Below are 21933 nucleotides of genomic sequence, written 5' to 3' on the forward strand. Positions count from 1 at the left end.
GGAGGATCCGGATTACCGGATTGCGACCGCTGCGCGGCCGAACGCAGGCTTCGCCAGCTGCTACGGACCCCACTCCTGCACTCCTTTCGCAAGCCTACGACCCGCCTGCCTGCTACCATGTCGCGCAAACACTCCTGCCGTGACGACGCCAGCCAATGCCCGATGCTCCCCGCTCCGCCTCCCAGCCTGAATTGACCGCCCTGTTCGCCACTGTGCAGCAGCACTTCCAGGACGTGATCGTGCCGCTCTGGCAAGGGCCCGGATGGAACGCAGACATGGCGCTGCCGTATGAAGGGCTGGACGCCGGACACCAGCCATTGCCGCCACAACGCTACCGGGCCATGGCCTGCGCGCGGCAGCTGTACCTGTTCGCCAGCCTGATCGGTGACGTGCCGGCCGCCGAAGAGCGCGCCGCTGCGCTGTTTCGCTCCCTGCAACGGCATTTCCACGATGCCGAGCACGGCGGCTGGTTCTACAGCATCGATGCCCATGGCGCGCCGCTGGATCAGCGAAAAGACCTCTACACCCACGCCTTCATTCTGTTTGCCTGCGCCCATTACTGGGCCAAGGTTCGCGAGCCGTTGGTGGAATCGGTGCTCAATGCCGCGCTGGAAGTGGTCGCTCAGCGTTTCGCCACAGACGACGGTCTGTACGAAGCCAGCCTCGACCGCGACTGGTCATCGCTCAAGTCCGGGCCGTTGCAGAACCCGCTGATGCATCTGGCCGAAGCATTCCTCGCCACGCTGTCAGTACGCGACGATGCCCCGGTCGAGGCCGCGCTCAATGCATTGTGCGGGGCGATGCAAAAGCACTTCATCGACCCGCAGCACGGGGTGATGATGGAAAAGCCGCTGGGGGCTGTGGATAACTGGTTTGAGCCGGGGCATCAATTCGAATGGTTCTTCCTGCTGGAGTCATCGGCGTTGCTGCGCGGATCAAAACTGCACGCTTCGCTGACCCGCGCATTCCCGTTCACCGAGCAATTGGGCGTTAATCAGCAAACGGGCGCAGTGCGAGCGATGCTCGACCTTGAACTGGACGGCCGACCTCGGGATGAGACCCAGCGCATCTGGGCCCAGGCAGAATACCTGCGCGCCCTGACCTTGCGCCCGGACAGCGAGGCGTTGCTTGAGCGTCAATTGAACGCCTTGCAACAGCGTTTCCTGCATGCCGGTGGCTGGTACGAGTGCCTGGACAGGGATGGCACGGTCAGCCGCCAGGACATGCCGTCGACCACGCCTTACCATTTGGCGACCTGTTATCGCGGCCTGACCGAGTATCTGCGCTAACTGATAGATCGCTATCGCGAGCAGGCTCGCTCCCACAGGGACACCGTTGAACCTGTGGGAGCGAGCTTGCTCCGGGCGGCGATCCGACGATGGCAACAACGCGGTCTTCAGCCAGCAATCCACTTGCGATCACCGGTAAAGCTGATGGTCAGCCAACGCGCTGCATCAGGCTTGCCGAGCTTCGCCGAAATCCGCTCACGCAGTTCATCCAGCGTAGCCACGCCATCAAGTCGGTAATCCGCCGGCAATACCACGTGAATCTCGATGAACCGCGCCCGCCCGTGCTTTTGCACATACGAGATGTACTCGACAAAACCATGCTCGGCCTTGGCCTCGTCCATCACCTGGCGAACCTTTTCATCCAGCTGATCAGGAACAATTCCCAGCACATCGCGTAACGCCGGCCCAAGGATTTTGAACGCCGGCGCGAGCATGCTCAGGGCCAGCAGGATCAGGATCAACGGGTCAACGTAAGCGGCCCACTGGCCATAGCCCTGCGTCTTGAGCAGCAACGCGATGAGGAAGCTCACCAGCAAGCCGACCGAGAGCATCGCGTCCACCAGCCAACTGATGTTGTCGAACTGGATCAGCGAGGATTTCAACGTGCGATTGCGATAACGGACGTAGAAGAAATAGCCGAAACAGACGACGCTAAGCACCGCCGCAAAAGGAATAACCAGACCCAGTTCGATCTCGCGGCCACCTTGGATGATGCCGAACATACCGCTGAGAAAGGCGTAGATCGCAATCAGCAGCAGGAAGCTGCCTTCGATCAGCAGCACCATCGGTTCGAGGTGCCAGAAGCCGAACTGAAAGCGCTGGTTACTTTCCTTGGCGATCAGCTTGGCGGTGATCAGCATCAGGACCTTGATGAAGGTCGCGATCAGCGAAAAAAACCCATCGAACAAGATCGATTGGGAGCCAGAAAAAAAACCCGTGACGATCGCGGCGACCGCCACGGCGAACATCAGGATGGTCGATTGTTTGAGCAGTACCTGCTCACCTCGGTTACTCACATTTCCTCCTTCTGAAACCCTGAAAACCGCGGTTTGCGGTGGGGGTTTCGAGAGGGAGTGTACCTTATGCCATGTTTTGGCCGATTTACCGCCATCGCGAGCAGGCTCGCTCCCACAGGTTCAACGGTGTCCTTGTGGGAGCGAGCCCGCTCGCGATTGGCCGTTACCCGGTCTTACGCCTTGCTACTGCGGTCAATCGCAAACCCGCCCCAGGTCTGGCTCACCGGCATCAATTCCAGACGGTTGATGTTGATGTGCGCCGGGGCATTGAGGACCCAGAAAATCGTCTCGGCGATGTCCTGCGGCTGGATCGGCTCGGCGCCCGCGTAGGTGGCGTCGTAACGCGCCTGGTCACCGCCAAAACGCACCAGCGAGAACTCGCTTTCACACAGGCCCGGCTCGATGTTACTCACCCGTACGCCAGTGCCTTGCAGATCGCAACGCAGGTTCAGCGAGAACTGTTTGACGAAGGCCTTGGTCGCGCCATACACATGGCTGCCCGGGTACGGGTAGTTGCCGGCGATGGACCCCAGGTTGATGATCCCGGCACCGCGGCCGTGGGCGATCAAGCGTGGCAGCAGCAGGCGAGTGCTGTACATCAGGCCTTTGATGTTGGTGTCGACCATGGTTTCCCAGTCGTCCAGATCGCACTTGGGCGCTGGGTCTACACCCAGGGCCAGGCCTGCGTTATTGATCAGCCCGCGCAGCTTGGCAAACGACGGCGGCAGGTTGGCGATCGCCTCCTCCATGGCCTTGCGGTCACGCACGTCGAGCACCAGGCCATGGACTTCGGTCTGCTTCGACAATTCGGCGCACAGGGCATTCAGACGCTCTTCACGACGGCCTGTCAGTACCAGTTTCCAGCCGGCCTCGGCAAAACGACGGGCACAGGCTTCACCAAAACCGGACGTCGCGCCGGTAATAAACAGGGTGTTGGACATCGTGTTCTCCTGGTTTGGGCTGATACGCAGCCGTTGGAATAAAAACTCAACCAGCAGCATGCCCGGCCCGGAGCGCAGCGGCAACCGGGTCATTGGTGCTCACGTCACAGGCTGCGCGCGCACTGGATCTGCGAGAAGCTGCCGCCATTGAGGGTGACGACCGTGGCGCTGGTTTTCTCGATCTCGCCGGGGAGCGTCAGGTGCAAGTCCTTGAGGGCGCTCTGCGGGGTCTGCCAGAGAATGGTCTTGTACCTCACGTAACCGCTGGCTTCACCGCCGCCCGTGACGAGCCGGATCGTGCTGCCGCCGGGTCGATAGTAAAGGGTGGTGCTCGCCCCGGTGCAGACATACGCATACTCCTTTTGCGGCGTGGGCAGCAGGCCACCGGACAATCCACTCACCAGGCTATACAACGCAGCGCTGATCACGAAAATACCGGCAAGCCCCGCCAACACCGTCACCAGCCCGTTGTAATTGCCAAACAGGCGACGCGGCGGCTGCTCACTGGACGCTTCGATCGCAGGTGCTGGCGATGCAGTCAGGACGACCTCGGGGTTCACCACTGGCAACGTAACCGGTTCGCTGACCAGTTCCTGAAACCTGACCGCCCGCGCAACCGGCTGCATGAGCGCAGGTTTGGGCAACCGCGCACGTTGCCGAAGAATGATCCGGGCCTGAAGAACCACATACACCGCACACAACAGGGGCACCACTTGATTGAGCGCAGGCGACTGGCTATTGACCCAGCCCACGACCACCGGATCAGAGACCGCAATGTCCCCCGCGACATAGCCCAGCAGTGCGGCGCCAATTGACACCAGCACCGGCTGACGCTGTAACAGCCGGGTAATCTGCAGGCTGCCGAACATCAGCAGCGGCACGCTCAACAGCAGTCCCAGCACCAGATAAAAGACACTGCCCTGGGCCACCGCCGCCAGCCCGACCACGTTGTCCATGCTCATGATCAGGTCGGCAGTCAGCACCGTGACCACTGCGCCACCCAGCGTCTGCGGCGAGCCATCTGACGAATCGCCCTCTTCGCCTGCCTCTTCCTCGGTCAGCAGCCGTATGGCGATCACCAGCAACAGCAACGCGCCGATCAGCTTGAGCCACGGCACCAGCAGTAACCAGCCGGCCAGCGTGGTCAATAACGCCCGCAGGACGATGGCGCCGCTGGTGCCGATCAATACGGCCCGACGCAGCTGTTCCGGCGGCAGCCCGCGACAGGCCAGGGCAATCACCAACGCGTTGTCGCCCGACAGGATCAAGTCCAGCAGGAACACCTCAAAGACCATGCTCAGCGCATGCAGCGCACCATCAAATAACATCGAGCGGTTTCCTGGCAAAAGACGGCGTCATCGGAACATCATCCCAGCGAACGGCTCAGACCGGTGCCCTGCACACAGATCACTCATGGCCGTTGCTACTTGCCGCTGGTCGTTGCCGGCCCGTTCCGGAACTGCTTGAGAAATTCCGCGTCGGGCGTGAGTACCAGCATCGGCTGACTGTCAGACAGCGCCTGACGGTAGGTCTGTAACGAGCGGTACAACTTGTAGAATTCCGGGTCTTTGCTGAACGCCGCCGAAAGAATCTGGTTGGCCGCCGCATCGGCCTCGCCATGGGTGATTGCCGACTGGCGCTGGACTGCCGAGAGCAACACCGTGCGATCACGGTCGGCCTTGGCCTGGATTTGCTGGGCCCATTCAAAGCCCTGCGCGCGCAGCTCCTTGGCTTCGCGCTGGCGCTCGGATTTCATCCGGTCGTAAATCGCCTGACTGGCCTCCAGCGGTAAATCGGCGCGGTGCAAACGCACTTCCGTCACCTCGATACCGAGTGCGCGGGCCTTGTCGGCCACGTCTTTCTCAATGATCGCAACTTCCTGCTGACGGGCCGGCGACAACAGCGAGCGCAGCGATACCTCGCCCAACTCACGGCGCAACGAAGAACTGACCATTTGCGTCAGCTGGGCATTGGCTTGGTCCAGGGTCCCGACGGCCTGATAAAACCGCAGCGGGTCGCTAATGCGAAAACGCGTATAGGTCTCGACCTCGATCCGCTTCTGATCGCCGAGAATCACTTGTTCGGCCGGTGATGCCAGGGTTTGCAGACGGCTGTCGTAAAACACGATGGAATCGCTGAACGGCACCTTGAACTTGAGCCCCGGCTCCCCGGCAACGCCCATCGGCGCACCAAAGCGGATGATCAGTGCCTGCTGTGATTCATCGACGACATAGGCCGACGCCGCCAATGCCCAAAGCGCTATCGCGACGCTGGCTGCGGCCAACCCTTTGACGGTGCGGTTCATGGTCGGGCGTCCTTTTGCTGCGGTTTGCCAGGCTCGCTCAGCGGCATGTACGGCACCACCCCGGACATACCCTTGCCGGAAGAATCGATGATGACTTTGGAAGCCTTTTTCAGGACTTCATCCATGCTCTCCATGTACAGGCGCCAGGCGGTGACGTCTTTGGATTGCACGTAGCTGTTGTAAACCGAGAGAAACCGCTTGGCCTCGCCCTCGGCCAGGTTGCCGACTTGCGCCTGATAAGCCTCGGCTTCCTGGGTGATACGCGCCGCGTCGCCACGGGCACGGGGAATCACGTCATTGGCATAGGCTTCGGCTTCGTTGCGGGCGCGCTCCTGGTCGGCGCGGGCCCGCTGCACATCGTTGAACGCATCGATCACCTGTGGCGGCGGATCGACCCGTTGCAATTGCACCTGAGTGACGAGAATCCCGGCCTGTTCGCGGTCCAGCAACTGCTGCAGCAAGTCGCGGGTTTCATCGGCGATCTGCGCACGCTTGTCGGACATCACCGACTGAATCGGCGTACGCCCAATCACTTCGCGCAGCGCGCTTTCGGCCGCGAGCTTCACCGAGCGCTCCGGGTCGCTGATTTTGAACAGGTAGAGTCGCGCGTCCTTGATCCGCCAGAACACCGTGCAATCGGCTTCGACGATATTTTCGTCACCGGTGAGCATCTGCTTGTCGCGCGCGCCATTGCTCGCAGCGCTCTGCACACTGGTACTGGAGCCCAGTTGCAGCTGATTGACCTGAGTGATCTTGGGTAGCAGGACGGTTTCGACAGGATAGGGCAAGTGATAATGCAGCCCGGATTCGGCGGTCTGCTGCCAACGCCCGAAGCGCAGCACAATGCCCTGTTCATCGGGCTGAACCTTGTAGATGCCGGAGCTGATCCAGGCCAGCAAAACCAGCCCGCCGATCAGTGCCAGTCCCCGTCCGCCGAGATCCATCACGGCCAGGTCGTAACCCAATCGCTTGAGCAGCCGACGCATTGGGCTGACGGGCTCGACAGGAGCAAAGACGGGACTATCGGTCATGCAATGGCTCCATGTCGTCAAATGACGAGCGCCCATTCGGGGGCGCCAAGGCGCGCAGAGTACCTGAACCCAAAACCGCGAAAATGAATATCCTGTCATGTTCACTGTACAAAAAACGCTCAACTGCTGCCAAGCCTTGGCCGCTCTGGCCCGCAGCCAACTGCGCGCACCTTATCCACAGCCCCGTCCACAGTCTTTGGGGGCAAGTGCAAATCTTGAGACGCGCGATCTACAAGGCTTTGCGGGTAGATTTGAAAGTTTTTTGCTTGACCTGGGCACTGACAAGTGTAGCCAGCATCGGTCAGTGCGACCGAGCAGTCACCAAGACGATAGCTACACGCCAGTCATTACGGCCCTTTGCCAAGTCTTTCCAGAGTTTAACCACAGACTTATCCACAGGCTGTGCAACGACTTTCCAACCGTTGGGCACCGCTAACAAAAAGGTTGACAAGGCTTACTCAAGACCGCTGAAAAATGCCTGATCAAAAAACAACCACAACCCTGCAAGCCACGCCGCTAAAGGCCTTCAGGCAGTTGCTCCCATGTTACCCACAGCCAGTTCCACAGCAAACGGGGACAAGTCAAAACTGTGGAAAAACAGCTATTTGCAGCGGCTTTATGTCGCGCTTTAACAGGTTGCGAATATTGTTTTCCACAATTCCCGATAGAACACCACCGACACTTGTGGGAGCGAGCCTGCTCGCGATAGCGGTGGCACAGCCGGCATCAAGGTGATTGACCTACCGCTATCGCGAGCAGGCTCGCTCCCACAGGGGATAAGGGGTGTTTGGGGGATATAAAAAACCCCGGCGATTGCGCGCCGGGGTTTGTGCATAACAGCGATAACTCAGTGACCGCCGAGGTAGGCGTTACGCACCTCTTCGTTCACCAGCAGCTCCTTGCCGGTGCCGCTCAGGCGGATTTCACCGTTGACCATCACGTAGGCCCGGTCGGACAGCTTGAGCGCGTGGTTGGCGTTCTGCTCGACCAGGAAGATGGTCATGCCGGTGCCCGCCAGTTCGCGCAGGGTGGCGAAGATCTGTTTCACCACAATCGGTGCCAACCCCAGGCTCGGCTCGTCGAGCAACAGCAATTTGGGCCGGCTCATCAAGGCCCGGGCAATGGCGAGCATTTGCTGCTCGCCACCGGACATGGTCATCGCCCGCTGATTGCGCCGCTCCTTGAGCCGTGGAAACAGCTCGAACATGCGCTGCATGTCCTCGGTAGCGTACTGGTCGCCAATCGGGATCGTGCCCATCAGCAGGTTTTCCTCGACGGTCATGTCAGGGAATACCCGCCGCCCTTCCGGCGACTGTGCAATGCCGTTGGAGGCGATGTAGTGGGACGACTTGTGGGTGATGTCCACGCCGCGATAGACGATCTGCCCACCGGCCGCCCGCGGCTGACCGAAGATCGACATCAGCAATGTCGATTTACCGGCGCCGTTGGAGCCGATCAGGCTGACGGTTTCGCCTTCGTTGATGTGCAGCGAGACCTTTTTCAGGGCCTGGATCGGCCCATAGAACACGTCGATCGCTTTCAGTTCGAGGATCGGTTGAGTCATACCAGCTCCTCTTCATCAGCACCCAGGTAGGCGGCAATCACTTTCGGGTCGTTGCGGATCGCTTGCGGGTTACCCTCGGCGATCACGTTGCCGTGGTCCAGCACCACGATGTGGTCGGAAATGCTCATTACCATGCCCATGTCGTGTTCAATCAGCACCACCGTAATGTCGTGGTCGTCGCGCAGATGCCGGATCATCGCGCTGAGCGCCTCGGTTTCCTGCGGGTTGAGGCCCGCCGCCGGTTCGTCCAGGCAGATGATCTTGGGCCGGGTGCACATGGCCCGGGCAATTTCCAGTCGGCGTTGCTGACCGTAGGACAGCTCACCGGCCAGGCGGTTGGCGCAGTCCACCAGATCGACCACTTCCAGCCAGTAGAAGGCATGGTCCAGGGCATCGCTTTCGGCCTTGCGGTAGCCTTTGGTGTTGAGAATGCCGGACACCAGATTACGGTTGACCCACATGTGCTGGGCCACCAGCAGGTTCTCGATCACCGACATTTCCCTGAACAGGCGAATGTTCTGGAAAGTCCGCGCCAGGCCAGCGCGGTTGATCAGGTGCGTGCCGCCGAACATCTTGTAATGCAGCCGGTTGACGAAGCGTTTGGGCGACACGAAATCGGTCGCTTTGAACGGCTCCCCGAGCATCTTGATGACGTTGGTTTTCACGCCACGGGTGTTCAGTTCGATATGCCCGCCAGAGGCTTTGTAGAAACCGGTCAGGCAGTTGAACACCGTGGTCTTGCCCGCTCCGTTGGGGCCGATCAACGCGAAGATCGAGTTACGCTTGACCTTCAGGCTGACGTCGCTCAGGGCCTTGATGCCGCCGAAGTGCATCATCAGGTTCTCTACCGAGAGAATGAATTCATCGCTCATGACGCGCTCCTCTCAGTCAAGGCACCCTTACGCGGGGTCACGCCGGTACGGCTGATACGAATCAGGCCGCGCGGTTTCCAGATCATCATCAACACCATGAGAATGCCGAACAGCAACACGCGGTATTCAGCGAAGCCGCGCAGCAGTTCCGGGGCGACGGTCAGCACGAACGCGGCGATTACCACGCCGACAGTCGAGCCCATGCCACCGAGAACGACGATGGCGAGGATCAACGCCGACTCGAAAAAGGTGAACGAGGTCGGGTTGACGAAGCCTTGGTAGCTGGCAAAAAACACACCTGCCAGACCGGCTGTGGAAGCCCCCAGGGTAAAGGCCGACAGCTTGACCAGTACGTGGTTGAGGCCCATGGCGCGGCAGGCGATTTCATCTTCGCGCAAGGCCTCCCAGGCACGCCCGACCGGCATTCGGGTCAGGCGATGCTTGATGTACAGCACCAGCATCACCACGAGGAACAACACGGCATAGATGAACATGAACTTGATGTTCGGGTTGTATTCGGTCCCGAAGAACTCATGGAAGGGTATCCCGCCATCCTTCGCCACACGCGTGAACTCGATACCGAAAAACGACGGTGATGGCACCGGCATGCCGTTAGGCCCGCCCGTGAAGGACAGCCAGTTGGTCAGTATCAGGCGAATGATTTCACCGAAGCCCAGGGTCACGATGGCCAGGTAGTCACCGTGCATGCGCAACACCGGAAAGCCGAGTATGCATCCGGCCAGCGCCGCCATGAGTGCCGACAGCGGCAACACGGTCCAGAAGCCCAGGCCAAGGTAGTGATAACCCAGTGCCAGGCCATACGCACCGATGGCGTAGAACGCCACATAACCCAGGTCGAGCAGACCTGCCAGGCCGACCACGATGTTCAGGCCAAGGCCCAGCAACACGTAGATCAAGCCCAGGATCACCACCGTCAGCAGGTACTTGTCGGCGAAGACCGGGAACACGATAGCGATCACGATCAATGCCGGGATGATGAAGCGCAGCCGAGACTTGAAATCAGGTGCCAGCACATGCACGCCGGAGCCGACGATTTCGAAGCGTTGCTGAACCTTCTCACCCTTGGCCGTCTGCATGAACAGGCTCAAGGCAAGACGCCCGATCATCACCGCCCCGACCATCCAGGCCACACGCGTCGGCTGCAGATTGTAGCTATAGCCTTCAAGCACTACGCCCACGATCGGGCCGAAGACAATCAGGGCAATCAACCCGGCCAGAACCGTGTCGATCAGGCTTCTTTTGACATCGATAGGTTTGTTATTAGTGTCGGACATGCTTACACCTTCGCCACAAGTGGGCGACCCAACAGGCCTTGAGGACGGAAAATCAGGATCAGTACCAGCAGCGAGAAGCTGAAGACGTCCTTGTAGTCAGAGTTGATCACGCCGGAAAACAGCGACTCGGAAACGCCGAGGATGATCCCGCCGAGCATGGCGCCAGGCAGCGAGCCAATCCCGCCGAGTACCGCAGCGGTGAACGCCTTGATGCCGATCACGAAGCCTGCGTAGAAATCGAAGGTGCCGTAGTTCACCGTGATCAATACACCCGCCAGCGCAGCCATGGCCGCACCGATAATGAACACGTAGGAGATCACCCGGTCGGTGTTTATCCCCAGGATCGAGGCCATCTTGCGGTCTTGTTGGGTGGCACGGCACATGCGCCCCAACTTGGTGTACTTGATGATGTAGGTCAGCAGGGCCATCCCGATAAACGCGGCGACCAGAATGAAGATCTTGGTGTAGGTGATCTGCACGAAACCGGTACCGATATCGAATCTCAGCCCACCGCTCAGCAGCGTAGGAATACCCTGTTGCCGTGAGCCCTGAGCGATCTGTGCGTAGTTCTGCAGGATCAGGGAAACACCGATAGCACTGATCAGCGGTGCCAGTCGGGTGGAGTTGCGTAGCGGTTTATAAGCGATGCGTTCGATGACCCAGCCATACACACCGGTCACAAAGACCGTGAACAGCAGAGTACCCAGGATCAACAGCGGAAAGGATTCGACACCGAAGTAGGACAACAGAGCCAGGCTGATTGCCGCCAGGTACGCGGAAATCATGTACACCTCGCCGTGGGCGAAGTTGATCATGCCGATGATGCCGTAGACCATTGTGTAGCCGATGGCGATCAGGCCGTAGACCGATCCGAGGGTCAAACCGTTGATAACTTGTTGCAGGAAAATACCGTCCATCATGCACTCTCACTAACTCGAGAGGCCACCGCGAACCCGGTGTCGATGAGCCCTTGTGAGGCGCACCTGACCAGGTTCATGTGGCTCAGAAGAAAAATACCGGGTCGGCATGACTGCAGAACCCATGACTCAAGCCGGGCCCCACGAAGGATATCGAGAGGCCCAGGCCTGGCGGTGCGCTTATCTCACTTCTGTTTGTCCAGCTGGTGGTATTTGCCTGCGGCATCCCACTGGTAAACCACGTAGTCGGAGATTTTCAGGTCGCCCTTGCTATCCCATTCCTTCTTGCCCATCACGGTTTCCACCGGGTGCGCCTTGAGCCATTTGGCGGCTTCTTCACCTTTGTTCGACTTGGCACCGTTGAAGCCGGCAGCCAGGGCTTGCACCGAGGCGTAGGCGTACAGGGTGTAGCCTTCAGGCTCGTAACCGGATTTGCGGAAGGTATCCACGACAGCCTTGCTGTCCGGAATCAGGCGAGGGTCAGCGCCGAAGGTCATGTACACGCCGTCGACGTAAGGAGCACCACCGGCAGTCGTGACCATTTCGTCGGTGACGATGCCGTCATCGGACATGAACTTGACGTCTTTCAGGCCTTGCTCACGCAGTTGATGGACCAGTGGACCGGCTTCAGGGTGCAGGCCGCCGAAGTAAAGGACATCAGCCCCTACCGAACGGACCTTGGTGATCAGGGCACTGAAATCTTTCTCGCCGCGGGTCAGGCCTTCTTCAAGAACAGGTTTCACGCCACGCGCGGTCAACTGCTTGGCCGTTGCGTCCGCCAGGCCTTTACCGTAGGTGTCTTTGTCGTTGATGACGGCAACTTTCTTGCCTTTCAGGACGTCGACGATGTAGTTGCCCGCGACGATACCTTGCTGGTCGTCACGTCCGCACATACGCATCATGGCAGGCAGGCCGCGCTCGGTGACCGTCGGGTTGGTAGAGCCCGGGGTGATTGCGATGATGCCGGCGTCGGAATAGACCTCGGAAGCCGGGATGGTCGACGACGAGCAGAAGTGCCCGACCACGCCGATCACCTTGTCCTGGACCATTTTGTTCGCAACCGCCACAGCCTGTTTCGGTTCGCAGGCGTCATCGCCCTGGACCAGTACGATTTTTTCGCCGTTGATGCCGCCCTTGGCGTTGATTGCATCCGCCGCCGCTTGCGCGCCTTTCATGTATTGCAAGCCGAAGGAAGCGCTAGGGCCGGTCATCGGACCTGCCACACCAAGTTTGACATCCGCCTGAACAAACGAAGAAACACCCAACGCAGCCGCCACTGCGAGAGCTACAAAGCCTTTCTTGTAAAACGTCTGGGACATGAGGTGGTGCTCCAAGGTTTTTTTTAGTTGGCACTGCGACTTCACTGATTGCTCAGAGCAAGGGCCGTGCCATCGGTTTTTTATTCTTCAAAAAGTCGCTGCTTTATTGTTATTTCGACTGTTTCGGGCCCTTTTTCATTGGGCGTGCAACCGTCTAAACCGCGGCAGGTGAAACCATTTTATTTTTGAGGCGCAACCCTGGTGCGCCATCATTGCAACCGCAGCGCCAAACGACGTGCAACCAGCCTGTAACAGCATGCGTCACCGAACTGCACACTGCTGGTGCGCAACTGCTACAAACCCGCACCATTACAGGCTAGTCGCTGCGCCAAAAAGCGCCGCTTCGCGCAACATATTTCCTCGCTCAGATGACAATCCGCAGGCACTGGCCCGCGTGATAGAGCGAAAAACCGGCCTCGTACAGACAACTGCGCAGGCCCACCCCGGCCAGTGGCTGCATGGGTGCGAAGGGAATCGGTAGCGCCTGAGGATTTCCGTTACACAAATAATCGGCGAAGGCTTTACCGACTACCGTGCCCGTGGTCACGCCACGGCCGTTGTAACCGGTCACGGCCACCAGACCGGGTGCCGGCTCGAACAAGCGCATCAAGTGATCGGGGGTAAAAGCGATGCAACCGGTCCAGGTACATTCCCAGTCCACCGGTTTGAGGTAAGGGAAATAATGCTGCTGAACCCGGTCGGCCCAGGCCTTGAGGAACCAGGTGGGTTTCTGATTGCCGTTGCCCAGGCTGCCGAGCAACAACCGGCCGTCTTTGTCGCGACGGATGCTGCTGAGCACCTGACGGGTGTCCCAGGAACCCTGGCCACCGGGCAGGATCAGTTGCGCGGCTTCTTCAGTCAGCGGCGCGGAAGCCACCTGATAGTAATAACCGGGGAAGAAATTGCGCCGCAGTTCCGTCCAGTCGCCTTCGGTGTAGGCGTTGGAGGCGATCACCACCTGCTCGGCCATGACCGAACCGGCGTCGGTTTGCACCGACCAGCGCTGGCCCTGCCGTTCGAGTCGGGTCACTGCTGAATGATCGAACAGCTGACCACCCAGATCCGCGGCAGCCTTGGCCAGACCGCTGGTGTAGGCCATCGGATTGAGCGTGCCGGCGCGACGGTCGAGCAACGCGGCGGCGATTTTTTTGGTGCCGGTGGCCTGCTCGCACGCCGCACCGGTCAACAACTCCACGGGCGCGCCGCGGCGCTTCCATTGTTCTTCACGACTGCGCAGATCGGCTTCGCCACGGGCGTTGTGCGCCATGTGCAGCGTACCTTCGCGACGCAACTGGCAATCGATGTTGTATTTGTCGATCAGGCTGAACACCAAAGCAGGTGCCGCGCCGAGCATGCGATTGAGCTGGCTGCCGATCGCTTCGCCGAACCCGGCTTCAATCTCGTCCGGGGGAATCCACATCCCGGCATTCACCAACCCGACGTTGCGCCCCGAACCGCCCTGCCCGCAGCGCTTGGCCTCGAGCACGCAGACGCTTTTGCCTTGCTCCAGCAAATGCACCGCCGCCGATAAACCAGTAAAACCGGCGCCGATCACGCAGACGTCCGCCGTCACCTCGCCCTTGAGCGCCGCCCGGTCAGGCCGTTGCGGCGTCAGTTTTTCCCATAAGCATTCTTCGCGTAACGGCATCGCCAGACTCCGATCAGAAACCTAACCACCACACACATTCCCAATGTGGGAGCGAGCCGGCTCCGGGCGGCGCTCCGACGATGACGGCCGTACATCCAGCATTGATGTGACTGACAGACCGCTATCGCGAGCAGGCTCGCTCCCACATGGGATTTTCATGAGTTCAAGAGATGTGTTTAGTCGAAGGTAATCCCCTGGGCCAGCGGCAACTCCAGCGAGTAGTTGACGGTGTTGGTCTGGCGACGCATGTAGCCGCGCCATGCATCGGAGCCGGACTCGCGACCGCCGCCGGTTTCTTTCTCACCGCCAAAGGCGCCGCCGATTTCCGCGCCACTCGGGCCGATGTTGACGTTGGCGATGCCGCAGTCGCTGCCCACCGCCGACATGAATTGCTCGGCCTCACGCACGTCAGTGGTAAAGATGCACGACGACAGGCCTTGTGGCACCGCGTTGTTCAGGCGCAGCGCTTCGGCGAAGTCCTTGTAGCCAACCACGTACAGAATCGGCGCGAAGGTTTCGCTGCGCACCACGTCGCTCTGCTCCGGCATTTCGACGATGGCCGGCGAAACGTAGTAGGCATTCGGAAATTTGTCTTCGAGCTGACGCTTGCCGCCAAACACCCGACCGCCTTCGCTCAAGGCTTGCTCCAGCGCGTCCTGCATATTGTCAAAGCTGTGCTTGTCGATCAGCGGGCCAACCAGATTGCCTTCCAGCGGATGGCCGATGCGCACTTTGGAATACGCCGCCTTGAGGCGGGTGACGATCTCTTCCTTGACCGACTCGTGGGCAATCAGGCGACGCAGGGTGGTGCAACGCTGACCGGCGGTGCCGACTGCACTGAACAGGATCGCTCGCACGGCCATGTCGAGGTCCGCGCTTGGGCCGAGGATCATCGCGTTGTTGCCGCCCAGCTCCAGAATGCTGCGAGCAAAGCGTGCGGCGATTTTCGGTGCCACTTCACGGCCCATGCGGGTGCTGCCGGTGGCGCTGATCAAGGCCACACGCGGGTCGTCCACCAGCGCTTCACCGGCATCGCGGCCGCCAATGATCACCTGGCTCAGGTACTCCGGCGCATCGCTGAAATTCTTCAAGACGCGCTCGAACAGCGCCTGGCAGGCCAGTGCGGTGAGCGGGGTTTTCTCCGACGGCTTCCAGATCACCGAGTTGCCGCAGACCAGCGCCAGCGTGGTGTTCCAGGCCCAGACCGCGACCGGGAAGTTGAACGCGCTGATCACCCCGACCACGCCCAACGGATGCCAGGACTCACGCATGTGGTGGCCCGGACGCTCAGAGGCGATGGTCAAACCGTAGAGCTGGCGCGACAGGCCGACGGCGAAGTCGCAGATGTCGATCATTTCCTGAACTTCACCCAGGCCTTCCTGAGTGATCTTGCCGGCTTCCCAGGACACCAGCTCGCCCAGATCAGCCTTGTACTCGCGCAGCACTTCGCCGAACTGGCGCACCAGTTCACCACGACGCGGCGCCGGAACCTTGCGCCACAGGTCGAACGCATGCTCTGCGCGACTGACCTGCTGCTCGACTTCAGCAGCGCCTTCCCAGTTCACCGAGGCAATCTGGCTGCCGTCGATCGGTGAATGCACGGGCTGTTTGCCGTACTGGTACAGGGCCGGGTTCACCCCCAAACGATCAAGCAATGCGGCAACCATGGGTCACTCCTTCAACGTGAAAAGCAGAAAATTCACAGCCCACTGACTAGGGTCTGTTGACGCTTGGTGACGAACCGCGTTGCGATGCCAACGTGTGCGAGGCAAGGCGCGGGATGCCGCCAATGGTTGTTCCCTTGGCTAATCCCGCAACGCAGCCTCGCACACGTTGGCGCGCAACCCGAAGGGACGGGGCCCATTTGGCGCAGGGCTGCGTTACTCGGAACTTATTTGGAACAACCAAACTGCGCTCCTCGCGCCTTGCCCTGCGCCAAATGGGCATCCGTCGCGGTCGTCACCAAGCGTCAACAGACCCTAGGGGCTTCAGGCCTATAGTTGTAGCCGCCCCGAGACTTGCCAACAAACGACGATTAAGCGAGATATCATTCCGTTTATTCATGCAAAGCGTTGCAACAAGAACAAGGGCCCTCCCATGCTGAATAAACGCCACTTGCCGTCGATTACTGCGTTGCAGTGTTTCGAGGCGGTTACTCGTCACCTGAGCTTCACCCGCGCCGCCGAAGAGCTGAACCTGACCCAGAGCGCCGTGAGCAAACAGGTCGCGCAACTCGAAGAGCTGTTGCAGCACCTGCTGTTCCGTCGGGTACGTCGACGCCTGCAAATGACTCCGGCCGGGGATTTGTACCTGGTTGAAGTGCGAAAAATTCTCTCGCAAGTCGAGATGTCGACCCACTACCTGCGTTCCTACGGTGGTGAGACCGAAGTACTGCGCGTGTCCACGCCTTCAACCTTCGGCGCTCGTTGGCTGGTGCCACGCCTGAAAGGCTGGCGCCTGCGGCATCCGCATATTCATCTGGACCTGTGCAACGAACACGAAGCCGACGACTTGCTGCAAGGGCGCAGCGACCTGGCGTTCTATTTCGGCCAGGGTTCGCGGCCCGGCACCGAGTGCCTGAAGCTGTTCGGCGAAGAGCTGGTGCCGGTCTGCGCACCGGGCAGCCTGCCGGAGCAGCCCTTCACTGACCCGACGCAACTCAGCGATCTGGTGCTGCTGCAAAGCGCCTCGCGGCCCCAGGCCTGGCACGACTGGTTCGACAGCCAGGGTTACCAGACCGAGCACAGCTATCACGGGCCGCGCTTCGAAACCTTTTATATGTGCATTCGCGCCGCGCAGGTCGGCTGCGGCGTTGCCCTGTTGCCACGGTTTCTGGTGGAAGAGGAATTGGCCGACGGTAAACTGGTCATCCCCTGRCCACACGCAATGCCCAGCAGCGACGCCTATTACCTGGCCTACCCCGAACATTCGGCGGAAGTGCCCAAGGTGCGCGATTTTGTCGCCTGGATGCTGGAGCAGATCGATAGCTGCGACCAACCAGGGCTCTAAGACGCACGCAACACTTGTGGGAGCGAGCCTGCTCGCGATTACGCCAGCACAGCCAACATGTCAGGTGGCTGACTCATTGCTATCGCGAGCAGGCTCGCTCCCACAAGGATCTGCACAATCCAAAAAATCGCTGGCAATCCTTACCGCCGATATGCGCCACTAGTCCCATTCATTGAAACAGCTGAAACGTCGCTGCCCTCAGCGGCGGCCAGCCTGGAGATTCCCGTTATGAGCGAGAGTGTGTTTGCCGATCGCATCGTGCAGAACTTGCTCGACACCGACTTCTACAAACTGACCATGATGCAGGCGGTGCTGCACAACTACCCCAACGTTGAAGTCGAATGGGAGTTCCGCTGCCGTAACAGCGAGGACCTGCGCCCCTACCTGGCGGAGATTCGTTTTCAGATCGAGCGTCTGGCTGAATTGAGCCTGAGCAACGATCAGTTGAGTTTTCTGGAGCGCATCAGCTTCCTGAAGCCGGACTTCCTGCGTTTTCTCGGCTTGTTCCGCTTCAATCTGCGCTACATCTACACCGGCATCGAGAACGGCGAACTGTTCATCCGCCTGCGCGGGCCATGGCTGCATGTGATTCTGTTCGAAGTCCCGCTGCTGGCGGTGGTCAGCGAAGTGCGCAACCGCTATCGCTACCGTGAGATCGTCATGGAGCAAGCGCGCGAGCAGCTCTATCGCAAGTTCGACTGGCTGAGCGCCAATGCCAGCGCCGATGAGCTCTCGCACCTGCAGGTGGCGGATTTCGGCACTCGCCGGCGCTTCTCCTACCGCGTGCAGGAAGAAGTGGTGAACGTGCTCAAGCACGACTTCCCCGGACGTTTCGTCGGCACCAGCAACGTGCACCTGTCCCGCGAGCTGGACATGAAGCCACTCGGCACCATGGCTCACGAATGGATCATGGCTCACCAGCAACTTGGCCCGCGACTGATCGACAGCCAGAGCGCCGCCCTCGATTGCTGGGTTCGCGAATACCGCGGCCTGTTGGGAATCGCCCTGACCGATTGCATCACCACCGATGCCTTCCTGAGCGATTTCGACCTGTATTTCGCCAAGCTCTTCGATGGCTTGCGCCATGATTCCGGGGACCCGATTGCCTGGGCCGAAAAAGCCATCGCCCACTACCATAAACTTGGTATCGAGCCGATGAGCAAGACGCTGGTGTTCTCCGACAGCCTGACGCTGCCAAAATCGCTGGAGATATTCCGCGCGTTGCATGGTCGAATCAATGTCAGTTTCGGCATCGGCACCAACCTGACGTGCGATATTCCGGGTGTCGAGCCGATGAGCATCGTGCTTAAAATGGCAGCCTGCAATGGTCAACCCGTCGCCAAGATCTCGGACGAGGCTGGCAAGACGCACTGCAAAGACCCGAATTTCGTCGCCTATTTGCGACATGTGTTTCAAGTACCTGCCGCCCTCTCTGGCACATCAAGCAAGGAGTGAATTCATGCAAGCCGTACAGCGTGAGATTGCTGAACAGCTCAAGGTCCAACCGCCCTTCGCAGACCAGGCTGCCCTGGAGGCAGAAGTCGCACGGCGGATTACCTTTATCCAGGATTGCCTGGTCAATTCCGGGCTCAAGACGCTGGTGCTCGGCATCAGCGGCGGCGTCGACTCGTTGACCGCCGGCCTGATGGCCCAGCGGGCCATGCGCGAGTTACGTGAGCGCACCGGTGACGCGGGCTACAAGTTCATCGCCGTACGCTTGCCGTACCAAACCCAGTTCGATGAACACGATGCGCAGGCCTGCGTGGACTTCATCGCCCCGGATGAGCGCCACACCGTGAACATCGGCCCGGCAGTCAAATCCCTGGCCAGTGAAGTCGCCGCCTTCGAAGGTAAGCACGCGGTCTCGGTGGATTTCGTGCTGGGCAACACCAAGGCGCGGATGCGCATGGTTGCGCAATACACCATCGCCGGCGCCGCCCACGGCCTGGTGATCGGCACTGACCACGCAGCAGAAGCGGTGATGGGTTTCTTCACCAAGTTCGGTGACGGCGCCTGCGACCTCGCCCCGCTGAGCGGCCTGGTGAAAAACCAGGTCCGGGCCATCGCCCGCAGCTTCGGCGCACCGGAATCGCTGGTGGAAAAAATCCCGACCGCCGACCTTGAAGACCTGTCGCCCGGCAAACCGGATGAAGCGTCCCACGGCGTGACCTACGCCGAAATCGATGCCTTCCTGCACGGTGAGCCGGTGCGTGAAGAGGCATTCAGGATTATTTGCGATACGTACCGCAAGACCCATCACAAGCGGGTGATGCCGTTCGCGCCATAAGCGGCGCTTGGAATGTAAATAAAAAACCCACTGGGGGAGTGATCCACAGTGGGTTTTTCATTGCATCAGTAGTTATACCGCGCATCCTCTCTCAGGCCTCATCAGGTCGATCAGGAACAGGTGTTTCGTGCAGGTTAAGGTAATGGCTTGTCAGGATCAAAATGGTAGATGGTCCAGGCAGGCGACTTGAACATTGCTTCCTGCACTCCCACTTCAAAGACGTTGGCCCTTGGCGTGAGCGCCGATCCATCACTCCAGTTACCGTCAGGTCCGGCCTTCACGCTTTTCAGGAAGCCACCATCCTTGAAAAGCAATCAGCGCGCACCTGATCAACACTCCGTTACTTCGCTGACGCGACCTTGCGTACTCGATAGAGATTTGACTTCGGTGTGCCCCCGCCCGGCACGGATGTTACGTAGTGATATTCCCTGGACCCTGCTGTGGCGTGTTGCGTGTGCTGCCATTTACCGTATGCGTCGACAGTGACAGGGGTGCTCACGTCGCTGAGTAGCTCATGAAGGGTGAGCCTCCCATTGGCAGGCCCGTCCCCATGCACCGTAAATGCCGCTTCGGAGATCTCGCCGTAAGGCGGGATGAGCGTCGTACCGGTAAGGTTGGCCACCCGGTTGATAATGGGTGTTCCAACAGCGAGTACCGTCATTGCCCAGAGCATCGGTGGCTTTGCGTCGGCAGCACTCAGCGCGAAATGGTAGTAATGCACCCGCAGGTCGGGCAGGAGTATCCTCCAGTATCCGTTTCGATCAGATTCAACGGTTTTAATCGACGTAAAAACATCATGAACCGTGACATTCGTCGCTGGCTTGGCTGTGCCTTGAAGGATGATGGTGTTGGCCGTAGTGGCACCGCCACGGAGAGTTTCCTTGCGTTGAAGGTCTTTGGCTGCAGTGATGGCAAGTGTTCCGTCAGAGGCGGCCATTTTCCTGATAATCGTCCAGCGATCCGATACCAATCCGCTGGCAACACCTTTCACCGTCAGATCCTGTTCTTCCAGACCCAGATGGGTCAGGTCGTACTTCAGATCACCCTGTGCATCCGCAAACTCTGTACCCTTTGGGACGTCATTGACTAAAAACTCGACTTCTTCGTTCTGACCCGCCTTGATGTGTAGCTTCACCGCCGCAGAGAGAGTTGTGGTACCACTGGGAACAGCGGCACCCGACATTTCCGTGACGGCATCGATAACGGGTTTATCCGTCGAAACCGCCCCGACGATAACGGTCCAGGGATCCGATTGCTGCCCGTCGGCCCCCTGCTCTTTGGCCGTAAAATCATACTTTTCATGGGCCAACTCCTCGGTAACGAACGTCCACGTGGTTCCCCTCACCGTGGCCTCATCCAATGGCGTGGCGCCGTTGTAAATGTCGACCTTTTTGCCTTCAGCAACCGTGCCCTCAAGTGTCAACGGCGTCTTGCTGGTCGTACCACCATTAGCGATCGACGTGTCGTCGGCGTCCTTCACTTCGCGGATCGCGGGCTTCTCCACTGCCGCAGCAGTTTTAACCGTATACCTGCGTGGCACAGAGGTATGCGTTTTGACCGCACCTTGATCCATCGCAACCTCGTATATAAGTGTCAACGCCGAGCCATTGGGCAACGCCTTCAGTTCGCTGTAAAGCACCGGCACCTCGAGATAGCCGTCAGTGATCCAACTCTCATCAACGTTGTCCTCATACAGGGTCTTATCGTAGCCCTCGCCCTCCAGAACGATCCGGACAGGTTGCCCCACGGCAATCAGTGGATAGCTGTAAATACGCACCGTCCGATCTTTAGTGTCTGCAGTCAGGTCCAGTTCGTCGCCTTCTCCGTTGTTCTGTGCCTCGAGTATCCGGCCTTTCCCCAGTGCATCCTCGGGCAGGTCCAATACTTTCAACACAAGCTCGCTGGAGGGTTTCGGGTCTTCACCATCGCGTTCAACGGTGTAGATCAGTGTCATCGTTTGACCCAGGAGAAACGCGACGACATCTGCCAGCAAATTCAGAACCCGGGGGCTCGAAGACCCGAAACGCAACGTATTGCTTTTGTACGAACCCCGCGGATCGGTACCGCTCTCGCCCTTGAGTTCAACAAAGAACCTATCGTCATCCCACAGCCCTTTCCCCTCCCGCTCAATGACCGAGGTCAACTGTCGGGCCGCGTCTAGCGGCTTCAGGGTGGCACCGTCCGGCGCCTGCCGGATGCTCAGCGGATCGAGATCCGGAATGGGAACACGTTTTGTGGGAGCAGTAACTTGAGCGGTCATGAGCAATCTCCATCTCGCAAGAGTTGCCGCGACATGAGCGGCAGGGCTGGCGCTCATCTAACACCCGCCCCCGAGGCACTGACCACTGTCAGAAATAACAGGTAGGCCGTGGTTTCCGACCAGCGGTAGGAGTGACATAGCCAGAGCGCTGAGCGGATTTTGTCCGTGCTTAAACAAAAA

General features: G+C 59.6%; 18 protein-coding genes. 4 read left to right on the forward strand and 14 right to left on the reverse strand.

Annotated elements, in window-relative coordinates; genetic code table 11:
* Positions 1-155: 155 nt before the first annotated feature.
* Positions 156-1289, forward strand: a complete 1134-nt coding sequence (locus AC1DHT_RS20525) for an AGE family epimerase/isomerase (protein ID WP_427538242.1) — start codon at positions 156-158, stop codon at positions 1287-1289.
* Positions 1290-1396: 107 nt separating this feature from the next.
* Here the strand turns inward: AC1DHT_RS20525 and AC1DHT_RS20530 are convergent, their stop codons facing one another.
* The 12 genes from AC1DHT_RS20530 to amaB form a co-directional block, all read right to left on the reverse strand.
* The gene (locus AC1DHT_RS20530; protein WP_427538245.1) at positions 1397-2305 is read right to left on the reverse strand and encodes a cation diffusion facilitator family transporter; all 909 of its coding nucleotides are present in this window, start codon (positions 2303-2305) and stop codon (positions 1397-1399) included.
* Positions 2306-2478: 173 nt separating this feature from the next.
* The gene (locus AC1DHT_RS20535) at positions 2479-3246 is read right to left on the reverse strand and encodes an SDR family oxidoreductase (protein WP_145016416.1); all 768 of its coding nucleotides are present in this window, start codon (positions 3244-3246) and stop codon (positions 2479-2481) included.
* 104 nt (positions 3247-3350) lie between these two features.
* Positions 3351-4574 (reverse strand): YjbE family putative metal transport protein, encoded by a 1224-nt coding sequence (locus tag AC1DHT_RS20540; RefSeq protein WP_427538248.1) that lies wholly within the window; start codon positions 4572-4574, stop codon positions 3351-3353.
* A 95-nt stretch (positions 4575-4669) separates the two neighbouring features.
* Entirely contained in the window at positions 4670-5551 is an 882-nt protein-coding gene (hflC, locus tag AC1DHT_RS20545; RefSeq protein WP_427529564.1) for a protease modulator HflC, read from the reverse strand.
* Entirely contained in the window at positions 5548-6582 is a 1035-nt protein-coding gene (gene hflK, locus AC1DHT_RS20550; RefSeq protein ID WP_427538251.1) for an FtsH protease activity modulator HflK, read from the reverse strand. The genes hflC and hflK overlap by 4 nt, the downstream gene beginning before the upstream one ends.
* Before the next feature lie 847 nt (positions 6583-7429).
* Positions 7430-8146 (reverse strand): ABC transporter ATP-binding protein, encoded by a 717-nt coding sequence (locus tag AC1DHT_RS20555; RefSeq protein ID WP_054595387.1) that lies wholly within the window; start codon positions 8144-8146, stop codon positions 7430-7432.
* Positions 8143-9018, reverse strand: a complete 876-nt coding sequence (locus AC1DHT_RS20560) for an ABC transporter ATP-binding protein (RefSeq protein ID WP_054595386.1) — start codon at positions 9016-9018, stop codon at positions 8143-8145. Before AC1DHT_RS20560 ends, AC1DHT_RS20555 begins: the two co-directional genes overlap by 4 nt.
* On the reverse strand, positions 9015-10313 hold the full coding sequence (livM, locus tag AC1DHT_RS20565; protein ID WP_427538254.1) for a high-affinity branched-chain amino acid ABC transporter permease LivM: 1299 nt from the start codon (positions 10311-10313) through the stop codon (positions 9015-9017). Before livM ends, AC1DHT_RS20560 begins: the two co-directional genes overlap by 4 nt.
* 2 nt (positions 10314-10315) lie before the next feature.
* The gene (locus AC1DHT_RS20570; RefSeq protein WP_054598222.1) at positions 10316-11230 is read right to left on the reverse strand and encodes an ABC transporter permease subunit; all 915 of its coding nucleotides are present in this window, start codon (positions 11228-11230) and stop codon (positions 10316-10318) included.
* Positions 11231-11415: 185 nt separating this feature from the next.
* Positions 11416-12549: a branched-chain amino acid ABC transporter substrate-binding protein gene (locus AC1DHT_RS20575; RefSeq protein WP_103316283.1), complete on the reverse strand. Its 1134-nt coding sequence runs from the start codon at positions 12547-12549 to the stop codon at positions 11416-11418.
* Between the two features lie 364 nt (positions 12550-12913).
* The gene (gene amaA / locus AC1DHT_RS20580; protein WP_054595383.1) at positions 12914-14197 is read right to left on the reverse strand and encodes an L-pipecolate oxidase; all 1284 of its coding nucleotides are present in this window, start codon (positions 14195-14197) and stop codon (positions 12914-12916) included.
* Positions 14198-14373: 176 nt separating this feature from the next.
* Positions 14374-15864, reverse strand: a complete 1491-nt coding sequence (gene amaB, locus AC1DHT_RS20585; RefSeq protein WP_427538257.1) for an L-piperidine-6-carboxylate dehydrogenase — start codon at positions 15862-15864, stop codon at positions 14374-14376.
* A gap of 430 nt (positions 15865-16294) precedes the next feature.
* On the opposite strand from amaB, the gene AC1DHT_RS20590 reads away from it, so the two are divergent.
* The 3 genes from AC1DHT_RS20590 (at position 16295) to nadE (ending at position 19493) form a co-directional block, all read left to right on the forward strand.
* The gene (locus tag AC1DHT_RS20590; RefSeq protein ID WP_477761444.1) at positions 16295-17206 is read left to right on the forward strand and encodes a LysR family transcriptional regulator; all 912 of its coding nucleotides are present in this window, start codon (positions 16295-16297) and stop codon (positions 17204-17206) included.
* Positions 17207-17434: 228 nt separating this feature from the next.
* Positions 17435-18661: a nicotinate phosphoribosyltransferase gene (gene pncB, locus AC1DHT_RS20595; protein ID WP_427538263.1), complete on the forward strand. Its 1227-nt coding sequence runs from the start codon at positions 17435-17437 to the stop codon at positions 18659-18661.
* 4 nt (positions 18662-18665) lie between these two features.
* Positions 18666-19493 carry an ammonia-dependent NAD(+) synthetase gene (gene nadE / locus AC1DHT_RS20600; protein ID WP_427538266.1) on the forward strand — a complete coding sequence of 276 codons (828 nt, stop codon included), beginning with the start codon at positions 18666-18668 and terminating at the stop codon, positions 19491-19493.
* A 134-nt stretch (positions 19494-19627) separates the two neighbouring features.
* Here the strand turns inward: nadE and AC1DHT_RS20605 are convergent, their stop codons facing one another.
* Together AC1DHT_RS20605 and AC1DHT_RS20610 are read right to left on the reverse strand one after the other, a co-directional pair.
* Positions 19628-19807 (reverse strand): hypothetical protein, encoded by a 180-nt coding sequence (locus tag AC1DHT_RS20605; RefSeq protein ID WP_427538269.1) that lies wholly within the window; start codon positions 19805-19807, stop codon positions 19628-19630.
* 26 nt (positions 19808-19833) lie between these two features.
* Positions 19834-21753: a hypothetical protein gene (locus tag AC1DHT_RS20610; RefSeq protein WP_427538272.1), complete on the reverse strand. Its 1920-nt coding sequence runs from the start codon at positions 21751-21753 to the stop codon at positions 19834-19836.
* Between the last annotated feature and the right edge of the window lie 180 nt (positions 21754-21933).

Source organism: Pseudomonas sp. 05N432, from assembly GCF_056396945.1.

Coding starts and splice junctions, on each gene's coding strand:
- AC1DHT_RS20525 (WP_427538242.1), top strand. CDS start 156: ATGCCCGATGCTCCCCGCTCCGCCTCCCAGCCTGAATTGACCGCCCTG.
- AC1DHT_RS20535 (WP_145016416.1), bottom strand. CDS start 3,246: ATGTCCAACACCCTGTTTATTACCGGCGCGACGTCCGGTTTTGGTGAA.
- AC1DHT_RS20540 (WP_427538248.1), bottom strand. CDS start 4,574: ATGTTATTTGATGGTGCGCTGCATGCGCTGAGCATGGTCTTTGAGGTG.
- hflC (WP_427529564.1), bottom strand. CDS start 5,551: ATGAACCGCACCGTCAAAGGGTTGGCCGCAGCCAGCGTCGCGATAGCG.
- hflK (WP_427538251.1), bottom strand. CDS start 6,582: ATGACCGATAGTCCCGTCTTTGCTCCTGTCGAGCCCGTCAGCCCAATG.
- AC1DHT_RS20555 (WP_054595387.1), bottom strand. CDS start 8,146: ATGACTCAACCGATCCTCGAACTGAAAGCGATCGACGTGTTCTATGGG.
- AC1DHT_RS20560 (WP_054595386.1), bottom strand. CDS start 9,018: ATGAGCGATGAATTCATTCTCTCGGTAGAGAACCTGATGATGCACTTC.
- livM (WP_427538254.1), bottom strand. CDS start 10,313: ATGTCCGACACTAATAACAAACCTATCGATGTCAAAAGAAGCCTGATC.
- AC1DHT_RS20570 (WP_054598222.1), bottom strand. CDS start 11,230: ATGGACGGTATTTTCCTGCAACAAGTTATCAACGGTTTGACCCTCGGA.
- AC1DHT_RS20575 (WP_103316283.1), bottom strand. CDS start 12,549: ATGTCCCAGACGTTTTACAAGAAAGGCTTTGTAGCTCTCGCAGTGGCG.
- amaA (WP_054595383.1), bottom strand. CDS start 14,197: ATGCCGTTACGCGAAGAATGCTTATGGGAAAAACTGACGCCGCAACGG.
- amaB (WP_427538257.1), bottom strand. CDS start 15,864: ATGGTTGCCGCATTGCTTGATCGTTTGGGGGTGAACCCGGCCCTGTAC.
- pncB (WP_427538263.1), top strand. CDS start 17,435: ATGAGCGAGAGTGTGTTTGCCGATCGCATCGTGCAGAACTTGCTCGAC.
- nadE (WP_427538266.1), top strand. CDS start 18,666: ATGCAAGCCGTACAGCGTGAGATTGCTGAACAGCTCAAGGTCCAACCG.
- AC1DHT_RS20610 (WP_427538272.1), bottom strand. CDS start 21,753: ATGACCGCTCAAGTTACTGCTCCCACAAAACGTGTTCCCATTCCGGAT.